21 protein-coding genes are annotated in these 21,133 nt (G+C 72.5%); 14 read left to right on the forward strand and 7 right to left on the reverse strand.

The window, feature by feature from the left end; all coding sequences use genetic code 11:
* The first annotated feature begins 11 nt into the window (after positions 1–11).
* Positions 12–278 carry a GlsB/YeaQ/YmgE family stress response membrane protein gene (locus QWJ13_RS15070; RefSeq protein WP_316524736.1) on the forward strand — a complete coding sequence of 89 codons (267 nt, stop codon included), beginning with the start codon at positions 12–14 and terminating at the stop codon, positions 276–278.
* A gap of 209 nt (positions 279–487) precedes the next feature.
* Positions 488–754: a GlsB/YeaQ/YmgE family stress response membrane protein gene (locus tag QWJ13_RS15075; RefSeq protein WP_316524739.1), complete on the forward strand. Its 267-nt coding sequence runs from the start codon at positions 488–490 to the stop codon at positions 752–754.
* A gap of 110 nt (positions 755–864) precedes the next feature.
* On the opposite strand, the gene QWJ13_RS15080 is transcribed toward QWJ13_RS15075, so the two are convergent.
* Both QWJ13_RS15080 and QWJ13_RS15085 read right to left on the reverse strand, forming a co-directional pair.
* Entirely contained in the window at positions 865–1,452 is a 588-nt protein-coding gene (locus QWJ13_RS15080) for a TetR/AcrR family transcriptional regulator (RefSeq protein ID WP_316524743.1), read from the reverse strand.
* 104 nt (positions 1,453–1,556) lie between these two features.
* Positions 1,557–2,399 carry a class I SAM-dependent methyltransferase gene (locus QWJ13_RS15085; RefSeq protein WP_316524745.1) on the reverse strand — a complete coding sequence of 281 codons (843 nt, stop codon included), beginning with the start codon at positions 2,397–2,399 and terminating at the stop codon, positions 1,557–1,559.
* 152 nt (positions 2,400–2,551) lie between these two features.
* On the opposite strand from QWJ13_RS15085, the gene QWJ13_RS15090 reads away from it, so the two are divergent.
* The 8 genes from QWJ13_RS15090 to paaE all read left to right on the forward strand — a co-directional run bounded on the left by QWJ13_RS15090 (position 2,552) and on the right by paaE (position 11,282).
* Positions 2,552–3,964 carry a sensor histidine kinase gene (locus QWJ13_RS15090; RefSeq protein WP_316524747.1) on the forward strand — a complete coding sequence of 471 codons (1,413 nt, stop codon included), beginning with the start codon at positions 2,552–2,554 and terminating at the stop codon, positions 3,962–3,964.
* On the forward strand, positions 3,961–4,620 hold the full coding sequence (locus tag QWJ13_RS15095) for a response regulator (protein ID WP_316524748.1): 660 nt from the start codon (positions 3,961–3,963) through the stop codon (positions 4,618–4,620). Before QWJ13_RS15090 ends, QWJ13_RS15095 begins: the two co-directional genes overlap by 4 nt.
* A 961-nt stretch (positions 4,621–5,581) precedes the next feature.
* Positions 5,582–6,955 carry a M20 family metallopeptidase gene (locus QWJ13_RS15100; RefSeq protein WP_316524751.1) on the forward strand — a complete coding sequence of 458 codons (1,374 nt, stop codon included), beginning with the start codon at positions 5,582–5,584 and terminating at the stop codon, positions 6,953–6,955.
* A 308-nt stretch (positions 6,956–7,263) separates the two neighbouring features.
* Positions 7,264–8,313, forward strand: coding sequence for a 1,2-phenylacetyl-CoA epoxidase subunit PaaA (paaA, locus tag QWJ13_RS15105; protein WP_432277510.1), 1,050 nt, complete (start codon positions 7,264–7,266; stop codon positions 8,311–8,313).
* Positions 8,310–8,627: a 1,2-phenylacetyl-CoA epoxidase subunit PaaB gene (paaB, locus tag QWJ13_RS15110; protein WP_316524756.1), complete on the forward strand. Its 318-nt coding sequence runs from the start codon at positions 8,310–8,312 to the stop codon at positions 8,625–8,627. The genes paaA and paaB overlap by 4 nt, the downstream gene beginning before the upstream one ends.
* Positions 8,628–8,640: 13 nt before the next feature.
* A complete protein-coding gene (paaC, locus tag QWJ13_RS15115) occupies positions 8,641–9,564 on the forward strand; it encodes a 1,2-phenylacetyl-CoA epoxidase subunit PaaC (protein WP_316524758.1) in 924 nt (307 codons plus the stop codon).
* Between the two features lie 14 nt (positions 9,565–9,578).
* Positions 9,579–10,139 (forward strand): 1,2-phenylacetyl-CoA epoxidase subunit PaaD, encoded by a 561-nt coding sequence (paaD, locus tag QWJ13_RS15120; protein ID WP_316525200.1) that lies wholly within the window; start codon positions 9,579–9,581, stop codon positions 10,137–10,139.
* Positions 10,140–11,282 carry a 1,2-phenylacetyl-CoA epoxidase subunit PaaE gene (paaE, locus tag QWJ13_RS15125; protein WP_316524760.1) on the forward strand — a complete coding sequence of 381 codons (1,143 nt, stop codon included), beginning with the start codon at positions 10,140–10,142 and terminating at the stop codon, positions 11,280–11,282.
* A gap of 13 nt (positions 11,283–11,295) precedes the next feature.
* Here paaE and QWJ13_RS15130 read toward each other — a convergent pair whose 3' ends face one another.
* A complete protein-coding gene (locus QWJ13_RS15130) occupies positions 11,296–12,450 on the reverse strand; it encodes an NAD(P)-binding domain-containing protein (protein ID WP_316524762.1) in 1,155 nt (384 codons plus the stop codon).
* Positions 12,451–12,592: 142 nt separating this feature from the next.
* A complete protein-coding gene (locus QWJ13_RS15135; RefSeq protein WP_316524764.1) occupies positions 12,593–12,964 on the reverse strand; it encodes a YbjQ family protein in 372 nt (123 codons plus the stop codon).
* A gap of 124 nt (positions 12,965–13,088) precedes the next feature.
* Between QWJ13_RS15135 and QWJ13_RS15140 the strand changes: the two genes are divergently transcribed.
* The 4 genes from QWJ13_RS15140 (at position 13,089) to QWJ13_RS15155 (ending at position 18,119) form a co-directional block, all read left to right on the forward strand.
* Positions 13,089–14,018, forward strand: coding sequence for a hypothetical protein (locus QWJ13_RS15140; protein WP_316524766.1), 930 nt, complete (start codon positions 13,089–13,091; stop codon positions 14,016–14,018).
* An 80-nt stretch (positions 14,019–14,098) separates the two neighbouring features.
* The gene (locus QWJ13_RS15145) at positions 14,099–14,887 is read left to right on the forward strand and encodes an aminoacyl-tRNA hydrolase (RefSeq protein ID WP_316524768.1); all 789 of its coding nucleotides are present in this window, start codon (positions 14,099–14,101) and stop codon (positions 14,885–14,887) included.
* Positions 14,888–15,374: 487 nt separating this feature from the next.
* Positions 15,375–16,517, forward strand: coding sequence for a cytochrome P450 (locus QWJ13_RS15150; protein WP_316524770.1), 1,143 nt, complete (start codon positions 15,375–15,377; stop codon positions 16,515–16,517).
* A gap of 927 nt (positions 16,518–17,444) precedes the next feature.
* Complete coding sequence (locus QWJ13_RS15155) at positions 17,445–18,119, forward strand: class I SAM-dependent methyltransferase (RefSeq protein WP_316524773.1); 675 nt, start codon at positions 17,445–17,447, stop codon at positions 18,117–18,119.
* 453 nt (positions 18,120–18,572) lie between these two features.
* On the opposite strand, the gene QWJ13_RS15160 is transcribed toward QWJ13_RS15155, so the two are convergent.
* From QWJ13_RS15160 to QWJ13_RS15170, 3 genes are read right to left on the reverse strand one after another with little or no spacing between them, the layout of a single operon-like run.
* Positions 18,573–19,316, reverse strand: a complete 744-nt coding sequence (locus QWJ13_RS15160; protein WP_316524774.1) for a hypothetical protein — start codon at positions 19,314–19,316, stop codon at positions 18,573–18,575.
* 29 nt (positions 19,317–19,345) lie between these two features.
* A complete protein-coding gene (locus QWJ13_RS15165; RefSeq protein WP_316524776.1) occupies positions 19,346–20,092 on the reverse strand; it encodes a hypothetical protein in 747 nt (248 codons plus the stop codon).
* Positions 20,089–21,006 carry an ATP-binding cassette domain-containing protein gene (locus QWJ13_RS15170; RefSeq protein ID WP_316524778.1) on the reverse strand — a complete coding sequence of 306 codons (918 nt, stop codon included), beginning with the start codon at positions 21,004–21,006 and terminating at the stop codon, positions 20,089–20,091. Before QWJ13_RS15170 ends, QWJ13_RS15165 begins: the two co-directional genes overlap by 4 nt.
* Positions 21,007–21,133: the final 127 nt, after the last annotated feature.

Raw genomic sequence — 21,133 nt, forward strand, 5'->3', positions numbered from 1 at the left:
GGATGACGGACATGGGCATCGTCGCGTGGATCGTGCTGGGCATGGTGGCGGGCGGGCTGGCCAAGCTGCTGCTGCCGGGGAAGGACCCGGGCGGCCTGATCGTGACCACTCTGATCGGCATCGCCGGTTCCTTCGTCGGCGGCTGGATCGCGTCGCACTTCCTGCACCGCTCGATCACCGCGCACTTCTTCGACGGGGCGACCTGGGTGTCCGCGATCGGCGGTGCCCTGGTGCTGCTGATCGCCTACCGGCTGCTGTTCGGCAACTCGCGCAGCTGAAAGCCGCGTTGTCCGCATCCCGAACGCCGGGGAGACGCCGTGCGGACAGCTGCCGTGCGGGCGTCCGACGCCTGCGGCGGCGGCACTCGGATGGCCGGTTCGGACCGGTCCTCGCGCCCGGCGGAAACGGTCCGAAGGTCTCGTACGTCCTTCCGAACGGACCCTTGGTGGCGACGGGGTCGTCACACCGATGACGCAAGGGGCGGCGGATGAGCTGGATGGAGTGGATCGTGCTCGGCCTGGTGTCGGGGACCCTGGCCAGGATGACGATGGGCGGACGGGGCGAGCGCGGTCTGATCGGGAGCACCCTGATCGGCATCACCGGGTCCTACGTCGGCACTTGGATCGTCTCGAACTGGATGCACGGGGCGGTGCGGCCGCGCCTCCTCGACATGACGACCTGGGTGTCGGCGATCGGCGGCGCGGTGGTCCTGCTGTTCGCCTACCGGGTGCTCCGCTTCCTGGCCCGGCGCTGACCGCACCGGTACGTGCTCGCCCGTTCGCATGGGCTGCACTGCCCCCCGGCCCTGTCACTTCGCCGGCGGCACCTCGTCCGCGGCACCTCGTCCGCGGCACTTCGTCTGCGTCACTTCGCCTTCAGGCCACCGAGGACGAGCTTCCAGACGGCGTCGAACCGGTCGTCGGCCTCGGGGGCGGACCAGGTGGAGGCGTACGCCGGGTCGTGGAAGGGCCGGGTGGCGTCGAGGACGGCGCGGGCGGTGTTCTGGAAGTGGGCGAGTTTGAATTCCTTGCGCTCCACGCCGTCCGTGACGATCTGTGCGATCTGGCCGACCATCGTGTTGTCGTGCGCCGTCACCAGACCGCTGTTCTCTTCGGCCAGTGCCAGGTAGGTGGCGAACAGCTCCGGGTCCTCCAGCGCCTTCTTGCGCATGGCCGCGAACAGCGTCGTCAGCCAGTTGTGCAGTCGCTCGGAGGCGAAGTTGCCGTCGTTGGAGACGACCGCCAGCGCGTGGTGTGTCTGGTCGAGCCAGCGCTGGGTGACCGCCTCGCGCAGCGCAGCCTTGCTCGGGAAGTGGCGGTAGACGCTGCTGTGGCTGACGCCGAGCACGCGGGCGACGTCCACGACGGAGGCCTTGGCCGGGCCGAACCGTCGGAGGACGTCCTCCGATGCGATCAGGATCTGCTCGGCGGTGAGTGCGGTGTCCGTGGTCACGGGATGGACCGTCCTTGGGGTCGCGCGGCCGGGGCGGGAGAGTGCTCCGGATGCCACCATGGCACGACAGCGAACAGATTTCAAAATCTGTTCGCTGTCGTCTGTTATCTGAATGTTGAAATCTGTCGATTGTCATTTGTTCGGACGGCGCTCCCCGTCGGCTCCCAGGTCTCGCGCCCACCCGGCGCCCGCAGCAGGTAGGCGCGGGCGGGCGGCAGGTTGCGCCAGACCGTGCGTTCGCCCAGGCCGTAAGCGGCCTCGAACTGCCGCAGCAGTCGTGCCACCGCGCGGTGGCGGGCGCCCCGACGGGGGCCGGCGGTGAGGGTGCGCGCCGTCGTCGTGCCCAGGTACCCGAAGTACGTCAGCTCGCCGCCGGGCGACAGCAGCCGCAGGTAGTGGTCGAGGATGGTGTGGACCTGCTCGGGCTCGAAGTTGGTGAACGGCAGCCCGGACACGATCACGTCGTACCGCCCCGCGCCGCCGTCCGTGCCGCCGTCCGCGCCTCCCTCCGACCGGCCTTCCTCTGGCCGGCCGCCCGCCGGCGTCGGCGGGCGGCACTCCGGCAACTCCTCGACCCGGCAGGCCGACAGCCGCAGCCCGACCCCCGGGGGGCGCGCGGCCAGCACCGGGTCCTCCCGCAGCCGGTCGGCGAACCGCCGGTTCGCCTCGACGACGTGCAACCGGTCGCCCGGGCGCAGGACTTGGGCCAGTCGGCGAGTCACCACGCCCGTGCCGGCGCCGACCTCCAGCACCGAGATCGGACGGTTCGGGCGGCTGGTGACCGGCACCACCAGCGCGTTCACCAACTGCGGGCCGCTCGGGGCCAGCGCACCGGTGTCATGGAAGGTGCGCAGGGCCTCGGCCAGGAACAGCAGGCGGTCCCCATCGGGTGAACTGTGCTGGGGGGTAGGGGAGTCGGGGCGCTGGTGGAGCCGTTCGTTCGTCATGCCATCGACGCTAGGCAGGGCGGAGCCACCGCGAATCGGCCGGTCAGCGATGCCGACCCCCGACGAAAGTCGAGGGTGCGGTTACCCGGAAGACAGGGGTGTTCCGTGCCCCGCCACCCCTAGCATCGACGACAAGGAAGGGGAGGAGCGCCATGCGCAGGAGTCTGCTCGGCTGGTACGGGCCCGACCGCCGACCCTGGACCGAGACGTTACTGCTCCTCGGCGTGCTCGCCCTCACCGCCGAGGAGGCCCTGTACCAGTGGATGCACTCCGACGGTCCGCTGCGCCTGCCGCGCGCGGCCGTGGTCGCGCTCGCCTCCCTCTCGCTGCTCTTCATCCGCCGCCACCCGGTGGCCTCGGCCGTGCTGCCGGTGCTCACCGGTGGGCTGTTCAACCGGGCCTACCCCGGTCTGCTCAGCGTCTTCCACCTCGCCCACCTCGGCCGGACCGGCCCGGCGATGGTCTGCGGCACGGTCATCGCGGTGGTCAGCGCGACGCGCGCGCACTCGCTGGTCGGCTGGGCCGGTACCACCGGATCCCAACTCCTGCTCCAGGCGGCTACGTTGGCGGTCGGGCTCTGGTTGCACGGCAGACGGGTGCTGATCCGTACCCTGCACGAGCAAGTCGACGCGTTGCGCCGCGAGCGCGAGCTGCGTGCCGAACAGGTCCGGGCCGCCGAACGTGCCCGGATCGCCCGGGAGATGCACGACGTGCTGGCCCACCGCCTCAGCCTCCTGGTCCTGCACGCCGGGGTGCTGCGCGACCAGGCCAGGGCCGGTACCGTCGCCGCCGACCCGGACCGGCTCACCCACCGCCTGGAACTGCTGCGCACCACCGCCGCCCGCTCGCTCGACGACCTGCGCGACGTCCTCGGCGCGCTGCGGGCCGATTCGCCGGTCCGGCCCGCCGAGGGATCCGAGCCGTTCGTGCCCGCAGACGCCACAGACGCCACAGACGCCACAGACGCCGCGGGTGCCGCGCGCGTCCCGGCCCCCGCCCTGCGCGACCTCACCGAGCTCGTCGGCGAGGCGACCCAGGCCGGGCAGCAGGTCGAACTCGCCCTCTCCGGGGACCCGGAGACCGTCCCCACCACCCATCGGCTGGCCGTGCACCGAGTGGTCCAGGAGGCGCTCACCAACGCCCGCAAGCACGCCCACGCCGCGCCCGTGACCGTCCGGGTCGGCTACGGGGAGCCGGCGACGACGGTCGACATCCGCAACGGCCCGGGCGAGGCCCCGCCGGACGGGCCGGGCAGCGGTGGCGGGTACGGGCTGGTGGGGCTGGCCGAGCGGGTCGGCGCCCTCGGCGGCCACCTCGACGCGGGCCCGGACGGCGGCGGCTTCCGGCTCAGCGCCCGGTTACCCGCGCCGGACCGCCCGCCGCAGGCGGCGCCGGATCCGGCTTCGGCCCAGGGCGGCGGCCCGGCCGCACAGTCCGGGGCGCAGCAGTCGCAGGAAGGGGAGCAGGGAGCGCAAGGGGTGCGGATGCCGAAGCAGTCGAAGCAGATGAAGCAGGAGTCGAAGCCGTCGAGGCAACCGGATCAGCGGCCGAAGGACGCCTCGTGATCCGGACGATGGTCGTCGACGACGACGCGCTGGTCCGCCTCGGCCTGGTCGACCTGCTGGCCCAGGACCCCGAGCTCACCGTGGTCGCCGAGGCCGCAGACGGGCTGCAGGCCGTCGAACTCGCCGGCAGCCGGAGGATCGACGTCGCGCTGATGGACATCCGGATGCCCCGGCTCGACGGGATCGCCGCCACCCGGCGGCTGCGCGAACTCACCGACGGCCCCCGGGTCATCGCCCTCACCACCTTCGACCTGGACGAGTACGTGTACCAGGCGCTCGCGGCGGGGGCGGACGGCTTCCTGCTGAAGGACACCCCGCCCGCGGAGATCGCCCGGGCCGTCCACGTTGTCGCGGGCGGCCAGGGGATGCTGCATCCGGCAGCCGCGCGACGGCTGATCGACCGCTACCACCGGGTCGGGGCACCCCGGTCGGTGGCCGCCCGCAACCGGGTCGCCGGGCTCACCCCGCGGGAGACCGACGTACTGCGCGAACTCGCCGACGGGCTCTCCAACGCCGAGATCGCGGGCGTGCTCGGGATGCGCGAGAGCACCGTCAAGGCGCACGTCAGCCGGATCCTGACCGGGCTCGGGGTCGGCAACAGGGTCCAGGCGGCGCTGCTCGCCCGCGATGCCGGGCTGGTGGGCGACGGCGGCTGAGAGCGGACGGTCGTGGACGGAGGCTGAGACCGGGTGCGCCCGGGACGGTAGCCGAGGCATGGCGGGGCTCGGCAGGGCACACCGGGGTTCGGCGGAGCACAGCACCGTCCGTTGTTCACACGGCTGTTCCCCGGACGTTCCTTCGGAGTCAGGGTGGGCGCCGAAGCGGGCTTCCCTGAGCCGCCGCGTGCCCCCGGCTCGTATCGCATGCTGAGCCGCGGTCACCCATCCGGCGTGGAAATGCCGTGCCTTGGCCGTTTGCGCTGCCGAACTCGGGCGGCGGGTCCATGGTGGAGATGGGCGCGATCCGGCGACCGCGCCCGCGCGCCGATCCAGGCCCGCGCGCTGAGCGCCCGTGCCGATCGTGGACGGGCGGTGTCCGAAGCGGGGCTCGGCATCGGCACGCTGGGAGCAGGGCCACCTCGCAGGAAACCGAACGGTTCTTCTAGGCTCACATCTCGGCTTCCCTGCGGCGGTGCGGCCACTGCGCCCACCGTCCGGAGGCCACCGTCCACGGGGCTCCGGGCGGACCGGGGCCACCGGATCGAGCGAGGAGAACACCAATGCCAAGCACTCCGCCCAGCCGTCCCACCGTACTTGGGCCACTCGGGCCGATTCGGCGGGCCGCCTGTCATCCCGGCCGACCGATGCGGCCCGGTCAGGCCTGGTGCCCGGACGGGGTCGGTCGGCCGGTGCGGCCGCTGAATACCGGCGGCGGCCGCGGAGGCGAGCGTTGAGTCCCCAGATCGTCGGGTCGCCCGCCGTGCCGGGCGCCGTCGCACAGTCCGACCCGGCGCCGATCACTGTTCCGTCCGCCACCGACGGTGAAGCCCTCGCCGCAGCAGCCCCGGCCACCACGTCTGCCACTGCCACCGCAACTGCCGCGGCGGCTCCGGCCGGTGCGACTCAGGCCGGTGCGCCGGCGGTCGATTCGTCAGCGCCCGGTGCCGCAAAGGCCACGGTGGCCAAGGCTGTCGTCGCCAAGAGCGCGGCCGCGCAGCCCGCCCTCACGAAGTCCGCCCTCGCCAAGACGGTCGCCAAGACCGTCCCCGCGACGAGTGCGGTGACGAAGGCCGCGGTGACGAAGGCCGCCGTGACGACGGCGGCTGTCGTGAAGAGCGCCGCACCACCGACCGTCACCACCGCGGCCGCCGCCACGACGGCACTGCCCGGTGTGCCGCAGGCGCTCAGCGCCCGCGCCCTTACCCTCGCCGGAGCCGTCCGGCGGCGCTGCGTCGACCTGGCGAGGATCGAGTCGCCGAGTGGGGACGCCCCCAGACTCGACGCCCTGGCCGAGGAGTTGGCCGCCGGCTTCCGCGCCACCGGTGCCACCGCCCGACGGGAGCCCGGACCGGCCGGTGACCACCTGGTGCTGGAGTGGGAGGGCCGGGACGAGTCCCTGCCGCACATCCTGATCGTCGGACACCACGACACCGTCTGGCCGGTCGGCACCCTCACGGACTGGCCGGTGACCGAACAGGACGGACGGCTCACCGGCCCCGGCGTGGTCGACATGAAGGGCGGACTCGCCATCCTGGAGGGCGCGTTGGGGCTGCTCGCCGATCTGGGTGAGCGTCCGCACCGGACCGTGCGCCTGGTCGTGGTCTCCGACGAGGAGGTGGGCAGCCCGGACGGGCGGAACCTGGTCGAGCGCCATCTACGAGGTGCGGCGGCGGTGCTGGGTCTCGAACCACCGCACCCCGACGGCCGGTTGAAGACCGCACGGCGCGGCAGCACCCGCGTGCTGCTCACCGTGACCGGCCGCGAGGCGCACGCGGGCAACGACGCCCACGACGGGGTGTCCGCGGTCGACGAACTGGTGGACCAGCTCGTGCGGGTGCGCGACCTCGCGGGCCAGCCCGGTACCGAGCTCAACGCCGGTCGGATCAGCGGTGGTTCGCGCGCCAACGTGGTCGCCGGTCGGGCCGAGGCGGAGCTCGGCCTGCGGTTCGCCACCGCCGAGGCGCAGCGCCGTACGCTGGACAACCTGGCCCGGCTCACCGCGCTGCGCCCGGGTGCCCGGGTCCGTACGGAGGTGCTGTCCAGTCGTCCGGCCTGGCCGGAGCGGACCGGCAACCCGCTGCTGCGGCATGTGCGCTCGCTCGCCGCGGTGCTCGGGCAGCAGCTGGACGGCGCCCCGGCGGGCGGGGCGGGGGACACCAATCTGCCGGGCTCGCGCGGACTCCCGACCCTGGACGGCTTCGGTGCGGTGGGTGCCGGGGCCCACGCGCGGCACGAGCACATCCGACTTGACCAGATCGCCCCCCGGGTCGCCCTGCTGGCGACGCTGCTCGCCGTACCGCTGCCGCGACTGCGCGACCGCGCGGAGGGGTGAGCGGACCGCGCACGGGCTGCGGCCGACGGGTAGCAGTCGGCAGCCGGCAAGCCACAGCCGACGAGTGACAGCCGACAGATAACAGCTAACGCCCGACAGCTAACAGCTAACAGATAACAGCTGACAGATTCTGAAATCTGTCAGCTGTTATCTGTTCCGCGCCTTGCCATCCCTCCGCCCCGCCCCACAGAATGGTACCGACCGAACGGTCAGTCGGTTGGTCGACGCCCGGGCAGTGACCCGACGGCGACCCCCAGCGGCCCGACAGGGCAGGGCAGGACCGACAGAGCGGTACACGAGAGGGGACCGTGGTGACAGCAGAGGTGGCCGAGACGGTCCCTGCGCAGACGCCGGAGGACCGGTTCGAGGCGGTCGTCGCCGCCGAGCAGCGGATCGAGCCCAGGGACTGGATGCCCGACGCCTACCGGGCCACCCTGATCCGCCAGATCGCCCAGCACGCCCACTCCGAGATCATCGGCATGCAGCCCGAGGGAAACTGGCTGACCCGGGCCCCTTCCCTGCGCCGCAAGGCCATCCTGCTCGCCAAGGCCCAGGACGAGGCCGGCCACGGCCTCTACCTCTACGCCGCCGCCGAGACCCTCGGCGTCGACCGCGCCGAACTCACCGAGAAGCTGATCTCCGGCCGCCAGAAGTACTCCTCGATCTTCAACTACCCGACCCTCACGTTCGCCGACGTCGGCGTGATCGGCTGGCTGGTGGACGGCGCGGCGATCTGCAACCAGGTCCCGCTCTGCCGTTGCAGCTACGGTCCGTACGCCCGCGCGATGGTGCGGATCTGCAAGGAGGAGTCCTTCCACCAGCGCCAGGGCTACGAGCTGCTGATGACGCTGATGCGTGGCACCGAGGCCCAGCGCCGGATGGTCCAGGACGCGGTGGACCGCTGGTGGTGGCCGTCGCTGATGATGTTCGGCCCCTCCGACGCCGACTCGCCGAACACCGCCCGCTCGATGGCCTGGCGGATCAAGCGGCACAGCAACGACGACCTGCGTCAGCGCTTCGTCGACATGACCGTCCCGCAGGCCGAGCACCTGGGCGTCACCCTCCCGGACCCGGAGCTGCGCTGGAACGAGGAGCGCGAGGGCTGGGACTTCGGCGAGCCGGATTGGTCGGAGCTGACCCGGGTCATCCAGGGGCAGGGCCCCTGCAACGCCCAGCGGGTCGAACGCCGCCGCGCCGCCCACGAGGACGGCGCCTGGGTGCGCGAGGCGGCCGTCGCCTACGCGGCCAAGCGCGCCGCGGAGCAGTCCGGCCGGCAGCCCGCCGCGGCCGCGGCCCCCGCCGCCGTCGCCGCCGCCCCGGCCCCCGCCGCCGTCACCGAACAGGAGAACGGAAAGTGACCGAGCCCCAGAGCGCCACCCCGGCCGAGTCCAAGACCGGCTGGCCGCTGTACGAGGTCTTCGTGCGCCCCCGGCGCGGGCTGAACCACGTCCACGTCGGCTCGCTGCACGCCTCCGACGACCGGATGGCCCTGCTCGCCGCCCGCGACCTGTACACCCGCCGCAACGAGGGCGTGAGTCTCTGGGTGGTCCGCTCGGACGCGATCACCGCCTCCACCCCGGACGAGCGCGACCCGTTCTTCGAGCCCAGCGGCGACAAGGTCTACCGCCACCCGACCTTCTACGACATCCCCGAGGATGTCCCGCACATCTGACGGGGGAGCCACCGTGCACGACCACACCACGTCCGCCACCACCGGCACCACCACCGGCGAGGACGACCACGTCTACCTCAGCCTCGCCGACGCCGCCCCCGGCCCCGAGGGCGAGGGCCGCTGGGCGTACGGGACGGGCTTCGCCGACCCGCTGCTCGGCGTGGACACCGCCCTGCCCGCCGGCCTGGACGGCGCCGACCTCGCCGCCTACTGCCAGATGCTGGGCGACGACGCGCTGGTCCTCGCCCAGCGGCTGATCGAGTGGTGCACCCGGGCGCCCGAGCTGGAGGAGGAGGTCGCGCTCGCCAACCTGGGCCTGGACCTGCTCGGCCAGGCCCGCCTGCTGCTCACCCGGGCCGGTCAGGCGGACGGCACCGGCCGCACCGAGGACGACCTGGCGTACTGGCGCGAGGAGCACGAGTTCCGCAACGTCCGCCTGGTGGAGACGCCGAACGGCGACTTCGCGTACTCGATCGCCCGGCTGCTGCTGTTCTCCACCGCGCGCGGCGCCCTGTACGAGGCGCTGAGCGCGCACCCCGACCCGGTGCTGGCGGCGGTGGCCGCCCGGGGCGTCAAGGAGCTGGCGTACCACCGGGAGTACGCCACCGCCTGGACGCTGCGCCTCGGCGACGGCACGCCGTACTCCGCCGAGCGGATGCAGGCCGGGCTGGACGCCGTCTGGCCGCTGCTGGAGGAGCTGTTCACGGGGCACCCGGTGGAGCTGCGGGCGGGCGTCGACCCGGCGGCGCTGCGCGAGCCGGTGCTGCGCTCGCTCGCCGCCGTCCTCACCGAGGCCGGGCTGACCGTGCCGGACGTACCGCCGCTGGCCACCGTCCTCGGCCGGGCCGGCCGGGACGGCGTGCACACCGAGGCGCTCGGCCCGCTGCTCGCCGAGCTCCAGGTGCTGGCCCGGGCCCACCCGGGGGCGACGTGGTGACGGGCATCGCGGCCATGGCGGGTACGGCGGGCACCGCTGGTACGACCGGCGCCACCGCCCGTGACCTGGCCTGGGCGGTCGCCGCGGCCGTCCCGGACCCGGAGCTGCCGATGCTCACCCTGGCGGATCTCGGCGTCCTGGCCGAGGTCGAGGCGGACGGCGTCGGTGGCACGGTCACCGCCTGGCTGACCCCGACCTACTCGGGCTGCCCCGCCGTCGCCGAGATGGCCGCCGACGTGGACCGCCGGCTGCGCGCGGCCGGGTACCCGGACGTCCGGGTGCGGCTGCGGCTGGACCCGCCGTGGTCCACCGACCTGATCACCGCCGAGGGCCGCCGCAAGCTGGCCGAAGCGGGCATCGCCCCACCCCGCCCGACCGCCGCCGTCGCGGCCGGACCGGTCGCGCTCACCCTCGGCCCGACCCGCACCGGAACCGCGACCGTGCCCCCCGTGCCGTGCCCGCAATGCGGCGGCACCGACACGGAGGAGCTGTCCCGCTTCGGCTCCACCGCCTGCAAGGCGCTCTGGCGCTGCCGGGCCTGCCGCGAGCCGTTCGAACGCGTCAAGGAGATCTGAATGCCCGCCGCTGCTGCCGCCTCCGCCGCCGCCACCCCCGACACCGGCATCCGCCCGGCCCGCCGTCCGACCTTCCACCGGCTGCGGATCGAGCGGGTCGAGCGGCTCTGCGATGACGCCGTCGCGGTGACCTTCGCGGTGCCGGACGGGCTGGCGGAGCAGTACGCCTTCCGCCCCGGGCAGACCCTGACCCTGCGCAAGCTGGTGGACGGCGCCGACGAGCGCCGCTCGTACTCGATCTGCGCCCCGGTCGGCGGGCCGCTGCGGATCGCCGTCCGGGAGGTGCCCGGCGGGCTGTTTTCGCGCTGGCTGGTGCGCGAGGCCCGGCCCGGCGAGGAGGTGGAGGTCCTGACGCCCTCCGGCCTGTTCACCCCCGACCTCGGCGTCCCCGCCGACCACGTGCTGCTGGCGGCCGGCTCCGGCATCACCCCGATGCTGTCGATCGCCGCGTCCGTGCTGGCCGCCGACCACACCTCCACCGTCACCCTGCTCTACGGCAACCGGCGCAGCGACAGCGTGATGTTCGCGGACGAGCTGGCCGACCTGAAGGACCGCTACCTCGACCGCTTCCAGCTGGTCCACGTGCTCTCCCGGGAGACCAGGGACGCCGAACTGCTCAGCGGCCGGCTGGACCCGGACCGGGTACGGGCACTGCTGGCGGCGCTGGTGGACGTCGCAAGCGTCGGGCACTGGTGGCTGTGCGGCCCGTTCGGCCTGGTCACCGGGGCGAAGGACCTGCTCGCCGAGCTGGAGGTACCGGGCGAGCGGGTGCACCAGGAGCTGTTCCACGCCGAGGACGAGCCGCTCCCGGAGCGCGACGAGAACTGGGACGGGTCGGACGACAAGTCCGACGCCGCGGCGGGCCCGCGCAGCGAGGTCACCGTCGTCCTCGACGGCCGCGGCAGCACCCTCACCCTCCCGCGCGACCGCTCGATCCTGGACGGCGCCCAGCGCTCCCGCCCCGACCTGCCGTTCGCCTGCAAGGGCGGGGTCTGCGGCACCTGCCGCGCCCTGGTGACCGAGGGCGAGGTGGAGATGCGCCGCAACTTCGCGCTGGAGGAGAAGGAGCTGGCCGCCGGCTACGTCCTCACCTGCCAGGCCCGCCCGACCACCGACCGGGTGACGGTCGACTACGACCGCTGAGCGACCCCGAGTCTCAGACCGCGACGGGTTCCATGACCGGGCTCCCGGGCACCGGGCTGCCGCTCGCCGGGCTGCCGCCTGTTGAGCTGCCACCTGCGGGGTTCCCACTCGCCGGGTCCCCGAGCAGCTTGACCAGGTCGTTGACGGCCGCGCGCCCGGCCCGGTTGGCGCCGACGGTGCTGGCCGACGGACCGTAGCCGACCAGGTGGACCCGGGGGTCGGCGGTGGCGCGGGTGCCGGTGAGCGCGATGCCGCCGCCGGGGGAGCGAAGCCCGAGCGGGGCGAGGTGTCCGACTTCGGGCCGGAACCCGGTCGCCCAGACGATCGCGTCCACCGCCAGCTCCTCCTCGCCCCAGGCGACCCCGCGCTCGGTCAGCCGGTCGAACATCGGCCGGCGGCGCAGTGCGCCCAGCGCCTCGGCCCGCCGGAGGGCGACGGACGGGCCGAGCCCGGTCACGCTCACCACGCTGCGCACCGGCAGACCCTGGCGGACCCGCTCCTCGACCTTGGCGACCACCGAGCGCCCGTACTCGGGGGTGAACGGCCCGTCGTGGTAGACGGGCTCGGAGCGGGTGACCCACACCGTCTCGCCGACCGCCGCCACCTCCGACAGCACCTGGATCGCCGAGGCGCCGCCGCCCACCACCAGCACGCGCTTGCCCGCGAACTCCTCGGGGCCGCGGTACTCGGCGTAGTGCAGTTGGCGACCGGCGAAGTGGCCCGGGTAGTGGGGGAGGAACGGGCGGGTCCAGGTGCCGGTGGCGTTGATCAGCGCGCGGGTGGACCAGTTGCCGCGGTCGGTCTCGACCAGCAGCGGGGAGTCCGGGCGCTCGGACTCGGCGCGTACGGCGCGCACCGTGACCGGGCGTACGACCGGGAGCGCGTGCCGGGCCTCGTACGCCGCGAAGTACTCCGGCACCACCTCGCGCGCGGGGGCCTCGGGGTCCGGCGGCGGGAGTTCCTCGTCCGGGAGGTCGTGGACGCCGTGCACGGTGGCCATCCGCAGGGACGGCGAGCGGTGCGCCCAGGCACCGCCGGGCGCGGTGTCGGCGTCGAGCACGACGAAGCCGCCGTCGACTCCGGCCCGGTAGGGGGCGAAGCCGCGGCGGCGCAGGTGGTAGGCGGCGGACAGACCCGCCTGCCCGGCGCCCACCACCAGGACGTCCACGCGTTGGGGAGCGCCATTGGTTGCACCGTAAACAGTCACGCCGGTGAAACATCGGGGGTTCGGCGGGTGTTCCCGCCGGTCCCGCGCGCTCCCGTGCGTCCCTCCCGCCGAGGTTCCGTCAGCGGGGGCGCGGACGAGGAACTCAGGCGACCGGGGAGATCACCGCGGCGGTGCCGTACGCGCAGACCTCGGTGCCGACGTCAGCGGCCTCCGTGACGTCGAAGCGCATCATCAGGACGGCGTTGCCGCCGCGCGCCTTGGTCTGCTCGACCAGTCGCTGCATCGCCTCGTTGCGGCTCTCGACCAGGGTCTTCGTCAGACCGCGCAGCTCGCCGCCGATCAGCGACTTCAGACCGGCACCGATCTGACTGCCGATGTGGCGGCTGCGGACCGTCAGCCCGAAGACCTCGCCGATCACGTGGTCGACCCGGAAGCCGGGGATGTCGTTGGTGGTCACGACCAGGACGTCGGCGTTCGGGCCCTGCCCGCCGCCGTACTCATTGATGTCAGCCATGGGGCATATCCTGCCAAGTCCTGCGTCCGAGTGATCGAGGCGGGGCCGGGTAGTGGCCGAGAACGCTTTCGGAAGCTGGTCCGCACCGGTGATCGGCGGACCGAAAAGCCGTACCGTTAGCCCCATGGGCGAGCGAAGCGATCATCCACAGGGGCCGGGCGCGGCGGAGGACTCCGGCGCGCAGGAGATCGAGGCGACGGTGGTGCTGGGCCTGCGGATCACCGACTGGCCGGCCTTGCGCGCGGCCGCGATCAGGGCCGTCGAGGAACTGGACTTCGAAGGCATCGACCCGGCCGGCCAGCGCCGCGAACTGCTGCGCGAGGTCGCCGAGGACGCCAACGCGGCGCTCGGCGCGCTGCTGCATCCGGACCGGCTGGTGGCCGCCATCCCCGGGGTCGAGGCGATCGGCGGCACGCTGGAGATCAGCCTCACCGAGGACTTCACGCCGGACTTCGCCGACCTGTTCCCGCTGGACGGCGACGGGGAGGAAGGCGGCGCGGGCGCGGACTGGACGCTCACCCCGCGCACGGCCTGCCTGCTCCACGCCCAGCTGATCGGGCTGGCCGACGCCGCCTACGACGACTTCGACGAGCACGCGGACGAGCCGGTCATCGAGGGCGAGGACACCGACTGGACGGTCTTCTCCCGGCTGCCCCAGCGCACCTGGGGCATGCACCGGGGCTGGCGCCGCGCGATGGCCCGGGCCTTCGACGACCTCGCCGACGACCTCGCGCTCGGTGAGTGGCCGCTGCCGCGCTGCCTGGCCGAGGAGATCGCGCTGCGGATGGCCCTGGTGGACGCCCGGGCGCTGCTCGGCGCGCAGCCCGAGTCGGTGGCGGACATGATGGGCGACCTTCCGGCCGACCTCTACGACTACGACTGGGATGGCTGCCAGGACGAGCTGTTCGGCGTCTACGGGCCGGACGACGGCGATCCGGAGCTGGGGGCGGAGCAGCGGACCGAGGCGCTGCTGGCGGCCACCCACCCGGAGGGCTGGTTCCTGATGTACGAGGACGCGGAGGAGCGGGATCCGCAGCGCGGCTACCGGCGCTGACCGGCGCTGACCGGCGCTGACCGGCCGGTCAGGGCTGGGGGCATGGGCTGGGGTCGGGGCGCGACTGGCATCCTGGACGGGTGACTTCTGCTTCCGATGCCCCGACTCCCGTTTCCGCGCCCTCTGCTCCTGCCGCCGACCCCGTCGAGCCCACCGACCCCGTCGACCCGGCTGACCTCGTCGACGCCCCGGAGCCCGAGGACCGCGACGCGCGGCCGCAGTACGTGCTGCCGCTGCTCGTCCGGCTGGAGCGGACCACTCCGCCGGGCCGGACGGACGCGCTGGAGACCTCGGCGCGGGCGGTGCTGACCCTGCTGGCCGACCCGCGGGTGACCGAGGCGGACGGCGAGTGGGCGGAGCGGGTCGCGGCCTGGGAGGACGCCCGGATCCGCAAGGTGGTCCGACGGGCCCGGGGCGGCGAGTGGCGGCGGGCGGGCGAGCTGCCGGGCATCACGGTCCACGGCCGGGAGGCGGAGGTGCGGGTGTTCCCGCCGGTCCCGCTGGACGGCTGGCCGAAGGAACTCGCCAAGCTCCAGGTGTCGGGGACCGACCTGGAGGAGACGGCCGAGATCGGCGCGCCCGAGCCCGGTCTGCCGGTGCTGTGGCTCAACCCGGAGCTGGAGATGAGCGCGGGCAAGACGATGGCGCAGACCGGTCACGCCGCCCAGCTCGCCTGGTGGCGGCTGGACGAGGCGCAGCGCAAGGAGTGGGCCGAGAGCGGCTTCGCACTCGCGGTCCGGACGGCGGCCTCGCCGGAGGCGTGGGAGGAACTCGTCCGCAGCGGGCTGCCGGTGGTCCAGGACGCGGGCTTCACCGAGATCGCGCCGGGCAGCTGCACGGTGATCGCGGAGCATCCGGCGCTGCGGTAGCGGATAGCGAGCGGCGGGTGTCCGCCGTCCCCTGCCGCCCGTCGGCAGGGAAGGTCGGTCACGCGCGGCGCCGATGCCGTGTCGGCAGGGGCGGTCCGTGACGACGTCTCACCGGGCGAACCGGCCGGCTACTGCTTGCCCGCGCCGATCGCCGCCGGCGGGCCGTCCCCGCGGGCCGCCCCACCTGGTCGGCTCCTGCGCCGGGCGGGTCCGCCCGGAAAGGCCGGGGGGATTTCGGGATCTTGATCCTTTGCGTGGAAGTCGGCTCGCCCCACGGAGGGGGGAGATCAAGTCAAGAGAAATGATCAAATCGGAGGGCGGGAAACCGGTATTACCGAGCGTGAACTTATGGCACTTCCGCGCCAGCTATTCCCACATGTCGAACGCTCGACTAAAGTCTTCGAACTGACGGACCATAAACAAGGGTCGGCGCAGCCGGGACGACGTTTCACGCCCGGTATGCCAGGACGGACCGGGGAGTTGTTCGATGGGGGGCTACAGGCGTCGGCTTCGACATGACGCGTTCGAATATCTTGAATACCTGCGTGATCGCGGCTCGAACGGCATGCTGCGGATACCGTGGGGCGGCTGGTGCGTGACCGATACCGCAAAGGCGCATTCGGTGCTGCGCGATGCGGAGTTCAACAGCGGTCGGTCGGCCTTCTTCTCCGACATGCTGCCGACCCGCGAGGCGCAGATCGAGGTGGGCCGCGCGGTCCGCAATCTGCTGCGCTCGCAGCTGCCCGAGTACCGGGTGGCGCTCGCGGTCGAGGTGTCCCGGCTGCCGGCCGCCAGTCAGTGGCCCGCCGCCGGCATCGACCTGGTGTACCGGTCGATGAGGGACATCCTGTTGCATCCGGAAAGTCCGGGGCACCTGCGGGATCTCATGGACCGGGGCGTCCACGGCGGCATCATGTTCCAGGCGCCGACCGTCCGGCAGCGAATACGCGCGGAATTCCTGCGAACGAAATTCAATCAGGCTTTCACCGAAGAGGTCGCCCGGCGTCGAAAGAATCCCGCAGAAGAGCCACGTGACGTACTGGACGCGCTGCTCGCCACGTGCTCGGAATCACTGCCGGATGAAACCGTGTCCGCATTGTTCGGAACGATGTACCGTTCGTCGGTGGCGCCGTCCGCTTCCACTCTCGCGTGGTCCGTCCTGCTGGCTTTCATGCATCACGCCTCGGATTCTCCGCTGCCGTGGCCGGCGGACTGGATCGTCCGTGAGGCCATGCGGCACCGTCCCATGGTGTGGATGGTCGGCCGGGCCGTTCCGCATGACACCGAGATCAACGGTGTCTCCTTCAAGGCGGGCGAATTCGTTTCCACCAGCCCGTATCTCATGCACCATGCCGAACAGGGCTGGACCGACCACGACGTGTTCCGCCCCGAACGCTGGGGTGAACCCGAGCGGGGGCCGTTCATACCGTTCGGCGCGGGTCCCTTCATCTGCTCCAGCGCGGCGGTGGCGATGGAGCTGATGACCGACGCGCTGACCGTCCTCACCGACGGTGCCCGGGTGAGCGTCACCGGGGGCGACACGCGCCCCGTCATGATCGAGGGCGCCGTCCCTCGGCCCTTCACCCTCCACCGCAGCGTCGGACAGCTCCACGCTGCCGGGAGGGACTGAACGACACGGCCATCGTGTGCCGCGTCGTCACGTCCCGGCCGAGCCGTACCCGGTTCCGGGTTCGCAGCCGGCGTTCCGCCCGATGAGCCACGCCGGAAGGCGGGCCCGGGACACCGCAACGAGCTGACCGCCGTGGCAGCGATCCGTTGCGTCCTCACGACCAACCTCCGCAGGGCCCGCGCGTGACCGCCCTGCTGTCTCCCAGTCGGCGAACCGCCGACGACACGACCCGGCGACACCGAAAGGGGGTGATCGACATGGCAGCGATCCGTCGCGTCTTCACGACCAGCCTTCGTCAGGCTTGGCTGTGGCCGCCGAACTGACCCTTGGGTCGTCGGCCCGTCAACGACACCGAAGGGAGGTGATCGACATGGCAGCGATCCGTCGCGTCTTCACGACCAGCCTTCGTCAGGCTTGGCTGTGGCCGCCGAACTGACCCTTGGGCCGACGGCCCGTCAACGACACCGAAGGGAGGTGATCGACATGGCAGCGATCCGTCGCGTCTTCACGACCAGCCTCGGCAAGTTCTGGGCCTGGCCGCCGAACTGACCCCGAGCTCGACGGGTTCACACGAGGAACCGAACGTGAGGCCCACCGGTGTTTCCACGACCCCGGGCCGGAGTTGACGTTCGCGCGGCCCGCCTTGAGCGTCCCGTGCAGTGACCACGTGTGTGTCGAAGCCAGTGGAGCCGCCACCGTCGGGATCGACGGCGGCGGCTCCACTGCTGCCGCGTCAGGCGCCGAGGCAGCGCGGTCGCGAGGAACGGCCCACCACCTGCCGGGTGACAACCGTGCCGACGAGGGCGGTTCATTCCCGCATACCCCGAGAGGTCGATGTCCGTGAGAATCCGACCAGCCGAACCACGCATCGGAGACGCCTTCGGGCGGGCGCTGTCACACTGCTGGGCCCGGGGCGGGGCGAGTGGCGTGGCCTACCACGTCATCGAGCGGGATGACGCCATGGTCGTGGCCATGGATGTGGCCCAGTACTTCGCGCCCTTCGAGGAGTGGACCGTTGGGGAGCGGTGGGCCTGCGAGGCGGCCCGCGGCCGTGTCCTGGACGTGGGTTGCGGTCCCGGCCGGCATGCGGTGGAGCTGCGGGGTCGCGGGCTGGAGGTGCTCGGGCTGGAGCCGTCCCCGGGGGCTGTCGCGATCGCCCGTGAGCGCGGTGTCGAGGTGATCGACGGCGTCGTCGGCGACGTGGAGCCGGGGCTCGGCTCCTTCGACACGATCCTGCTCGGCGGACAGAACCTGGGGCTCTTGGAGAGCCGGGAGCGCGGTCCGGAGGTTCTGTCGCGCCTCGCCGCGGTGACGGCACCGGGAGGGGTGCTGCTCGGCGTGGGGTTCGACCCGAGCGAGTTCGCCAGTCCCGAGATGAAGGACTACGCCGCCCGCAACCTCGCCGAAGGGCGGTTCGCCGGGCAGCAACGCGTGCGCGACCGGTACTTCGGCGTGGCCACGCACTGGTACGACTACCTGTGGCCGACCGCTGCGGACCTGCACGAACTGGTCGACGGAACGCCGTGGTCGATCAAGGAGATCACAGCCGAGGGCGCCCACTTCATGGCGGTCATGACCCTGAAGCCGGGCAATCGATCCTGACGGTCACACGCGGCGCCGATGCCGCTTCGATAGGTGTGGTCCGTCGACTCGCCCTGCGGAGGGGGAAGACCAAGTCGAGAGACATGGTCATATCAAACGACGGACAAACCAGTATCACCGAGGGTGAACTTCGATCACTTTCGCATGAGGTGTTCTCACCTGCCGAACGCTCGACGACAGTCCTCGAACTAGTTCGCTTCCACTCTCGCGTGGTCCGTTCATACCGTTCGGCGCGGGCGTGTGTTTCCACGGCCCTGGGCCGGAGTTGACGTTCGCGCGGCCCGCCTTGAGCGTCCCGTGCGGTGACCACGTGTGTTGAAGCCGGTGGAGCCGCCACCGTCGGGATCGACGGCGGCGGCTCCACTACTGCCGCGTCAGGCAGCGTTCGTCCTGGTGGCGAATTCGCGTGGGGGCTCGTCGGCGGGCTCTCGCTCAGCCTCCTCCTGTCGCCCGTCAGCTGTGTTCGTACCGCCGCATCGCTCGCAGGCCGCCGTAGACCGCCAGGGCGGTCCAGAGCGCCATGATGAGCAGTCCGGTCCAGTGGCCGTAGTGGATGCCCGGCTCGGTCTGGGTGCGCGTCGCGTAGAGGCCGGCCCGGTCGGGCAGGAACTGGCCGAGTTCGCGGACGCCGGGGATGGCGGCCAGCCAGGTGGTCCCCAGGAACACCAGCGGGGTGAGCAGGCCGAGCGCGGCGCTCAGGTTGCCCAGGGCCGCGGTCAGTCCGAGGCAGAGCAGCACCATCATCGGGTGGTACAGCACCCCGGCGAGGAAACTGCGGGCCAGGCCCGGGGTGGAGAGGTCCAGGCCGACGGTGGTGCCGACGACCAGGAACGAACCCGCGGTCGAGGCCAGTCCGAGCAGCAGGCCCAGCCCGGCCCCGAGGGTGAGCTTGGCGCCGTACATCCGGCCGCGCAGGGGGACGGCGGTGAGCGAGGTGCCGATCATGCGGGTGTTGAACTCCTGGCCGATCAGCAGGATGCCGAGGCAGGCCACCCCGACGTTGCCGAAGTTGAGTCCGTAGAAGATCCCGAGGGCCGGGTCCTTGTCGGAGGCGTGGTCCTTCGTCCCGTACGCGGCGTTGACGGCCGCCGTGATGCCGACGGTCAGCGCGAGGGCGACCAGTGGTGCCGCCCACTGCGAGGGCAGCGTGGTGAACTTGATCCGTTCGGCGCGCAGAGCGTCGGCAGTCGTGCTCATCGTTGTTCCCATCTCCCTTTCCCTTGAGGTCACTTGGCGCGTCGAAGGGCGCGCAGGCCGCCGTATGCCGCCAGCGCCGTCCAGAGCGCCATGATCAGCAGTCCGGTCCAGTGGCCGTAGACGACCTTCGGGTCGTCGGCGTACCGCAGCGCGTATTGGCCGGCCCGGTCGGGCAGGAACTGCACCACCACGCGGACCCCGGGCACGCCGCTGAGCAGCGGGGTGAGCAGGAAGAAGGACGGGACCAGCAGGCCCATGGCGACGGTGAGGTTGCCCAGCAGGGCGGTCGTCCCGAGGCAGAGCACCACCAGCATCGTCTGGTAGAGCACTCCGGCGACGGCGCTGCGTGCGAAGGCGGGCCCGTCCCAGTCGGCGGGAACGGTGACCGCGTACCCGGCGAAGGCGCCCGCCGTGCCGATGGTGCCGACGGCCAGTCCGACCAGCGCGCCGAGCGCCAGCTTGGCGCCGTACAGTCGGCCGCGGCGAGGCACGGCGGTGAGTGACACGTCGATCATGCGGGTGTCGAACTCCTGGCCGATCAGCAGGATGGCGAAGCAGATCAGCGCCGCCTGACCGAAGTTGAGCCCGTAGAAGACGCCGACGCCCGGATCGTCGGTGATGTTGTGCTCCTTGCCGCTGAGGGCGGCGCCGACGGCGGTGGTGCCCCCTGCGGTGAGCACGAGGGAGAGCAGCGGGGTGATCCAGAGCGAGCGGAGGGTGGTGAGCTTGATCCGTTCGGCGCGCAGGGCGTTGAGGACGAGGACCGGCGCGCTCATGCGACGGCCTCCGCACGGTACTCGACGCTGTCGGCGGTCATGCGCATGAACGCCTCCTCCAGGGAGTCCTGTTGCACGGCGATCTCGTACAGCACCACGCCGTTGGCGGCGGCGAGCGAGGCGATCCGCTCGGGTTCGGCGCCGCTCACCTCCCAGGCTCCGCCGTCGACTCGGGTGGCGTCGAGGCCGTGGCCGGGGTCGCCGAGCAGGTCGGCGAGCTTGGCCGGGTTGACGGCGCGGACCCGGATCCGGCTCCGGCCGTGGCGATCGATGAACTCGGCGGTGGCGGCGTCGGCGAGCAGCCGACCGCGCCCGATCACCACCAAGTGGTCGGCGGTGAGCGCCATTTCTGTCATCAGGTGGGAGGAGACCAGCACCGCCCGGCCCTCGGCGGCCAGGTCGCGCAGCAGGGTGCGGATCCAGCGGATGCCTTCCGGGTCGAGGCCGTTCACCGGTTCGTCCAGCATGAGGACCGGCGGGTCGCCGAGCAGCGCGGCGGCCACTCCGAGGCGCTGGCGCATGCCGAGCGAGAAGCCCCGGATCCGCCGTCCGGCCGCGTCCGCCAGGCCGACCTGGCCGAGCACCTCGTCGACCCGGCGCCCCGGCAGCCCGTTGCTCGCGGCGAGCCAGCGCAGGTGGCCGTGGGCGGTCCGGCCGCCGTGCAGCGCCTGGGCGTCCAGCAGGGCGCCGACCGTCCGCAGCGGGGAGGGGAGTTCGGGGTACGGCCGGCCGTCGACCAGTGCGTGTCCGGCGGTCGGCCGGTCGAGTCCCAGGATCAGGCGCATGGTGGTGCTCTTGCCGGCGCCGTTCGGGCCGAGGAAGCCGGTGACCACGCCGGGCCGGACCTCGAAGGTCAGGTCGTCGACGACGCGCCGGCCGTCGTACTCCTTGGTCAGGCCCTGGATCTCGATCACGGCCGGCTCCCCTCATCTCGTCGTCGGTGGTCCGCTCCGGTGCTCGCTGTGGTCGGCCCCGGGCGGTGGCTCCATTCGACCGGAACGGGCCGGTGCGGCGGATCCCGCCGGGGCGGGGAGCGGCCTC

Source organism: Kitasatospora brasiliensis (genome assembly GCF_032654805.1).
Taxonomy (GTDB): Bacteria; Actinomycetota; Actinomycetes; order Streptomycetales; family Streptomycetaceae; genus Kitasatospora; species Kitasatospora brasiliensis.

Coding starts and splice junctions, on each gene's coding strand:
- QWJ13_RS15075 (WP_316524739.1), top strand. CDS start 488: ATGAGCTGGATGGAGTGGATCGTGCTCGGCCTGGTGTCGGGGACCCTG.
- QWJ13_RS15160 (WP_316524774.1), bottom strand. CDS start 19,316: ATGAGCACGACTGCCGACGCTCTGCGCGCCGAACGGATCAAGTTCACC.
- QWJ13_RS15135 (WP_316524764.1), bottom strand. CDS start 12,964: ATGGCTGACATCAATGAGTACGGCGGCGGGCAGGGCCCGAACGCCGAC.
- QWJ13_RS15085 (WP_316524745.1), bottom strand. CDS start 2,399: ATGACGAACGAACGGCTCCACCAGCGCCCCGACTCCCCTACCCCCCAG.
- QWJ13_RS15165 (WP_316524776.1), bottom strand. CDS start 20,092: ATGAGCGCGCCGGTCCTCGTCCTCAACGCCCTGCGCGCCGAACGGATC.
- QWJ13_RS15070 (WP_316524736.1), top strand. CDS start 12: ATGGGCATCGTCGCGTGGATCGTGCTGGGCATGGTGGCGGGCGGGCTG.
- QWJ13_RS15140 (WP_316524766.1), top strand. CDS start 13,089: ATGGGCGAGCGAAGCGATCATCCACAGGGGCCGGGCGCGGCGGAGGAC.
- QWJ13_RS15150 (WP_316524770.1), top strand. CDS start 15,375: ATGGGGGGCTACAGGCGTCGGCTTCGACATGACGCGTTCGAATATCTT.
- paaE (WP_316524760.1), top strand. CDS start 10,140: ATGCCCGCCGCTGCTGCCGCCTCCGCCGCCGCCACCCCCGACACCGGC.
- QWJ13_RS15090 (WP_316524747.1), top strand. CDS start 2,552: ATGCGCAGGAGTCTGCTCGGCTGGTACGGGCCCGACCGCCGACCCTGG.
- paaD (WP_316525200.1), top strand. CDS start 9,579: ATGGCGGGTACGGCGGGCACCGCTGGTACGACCGGCGCCACCGCCCGT.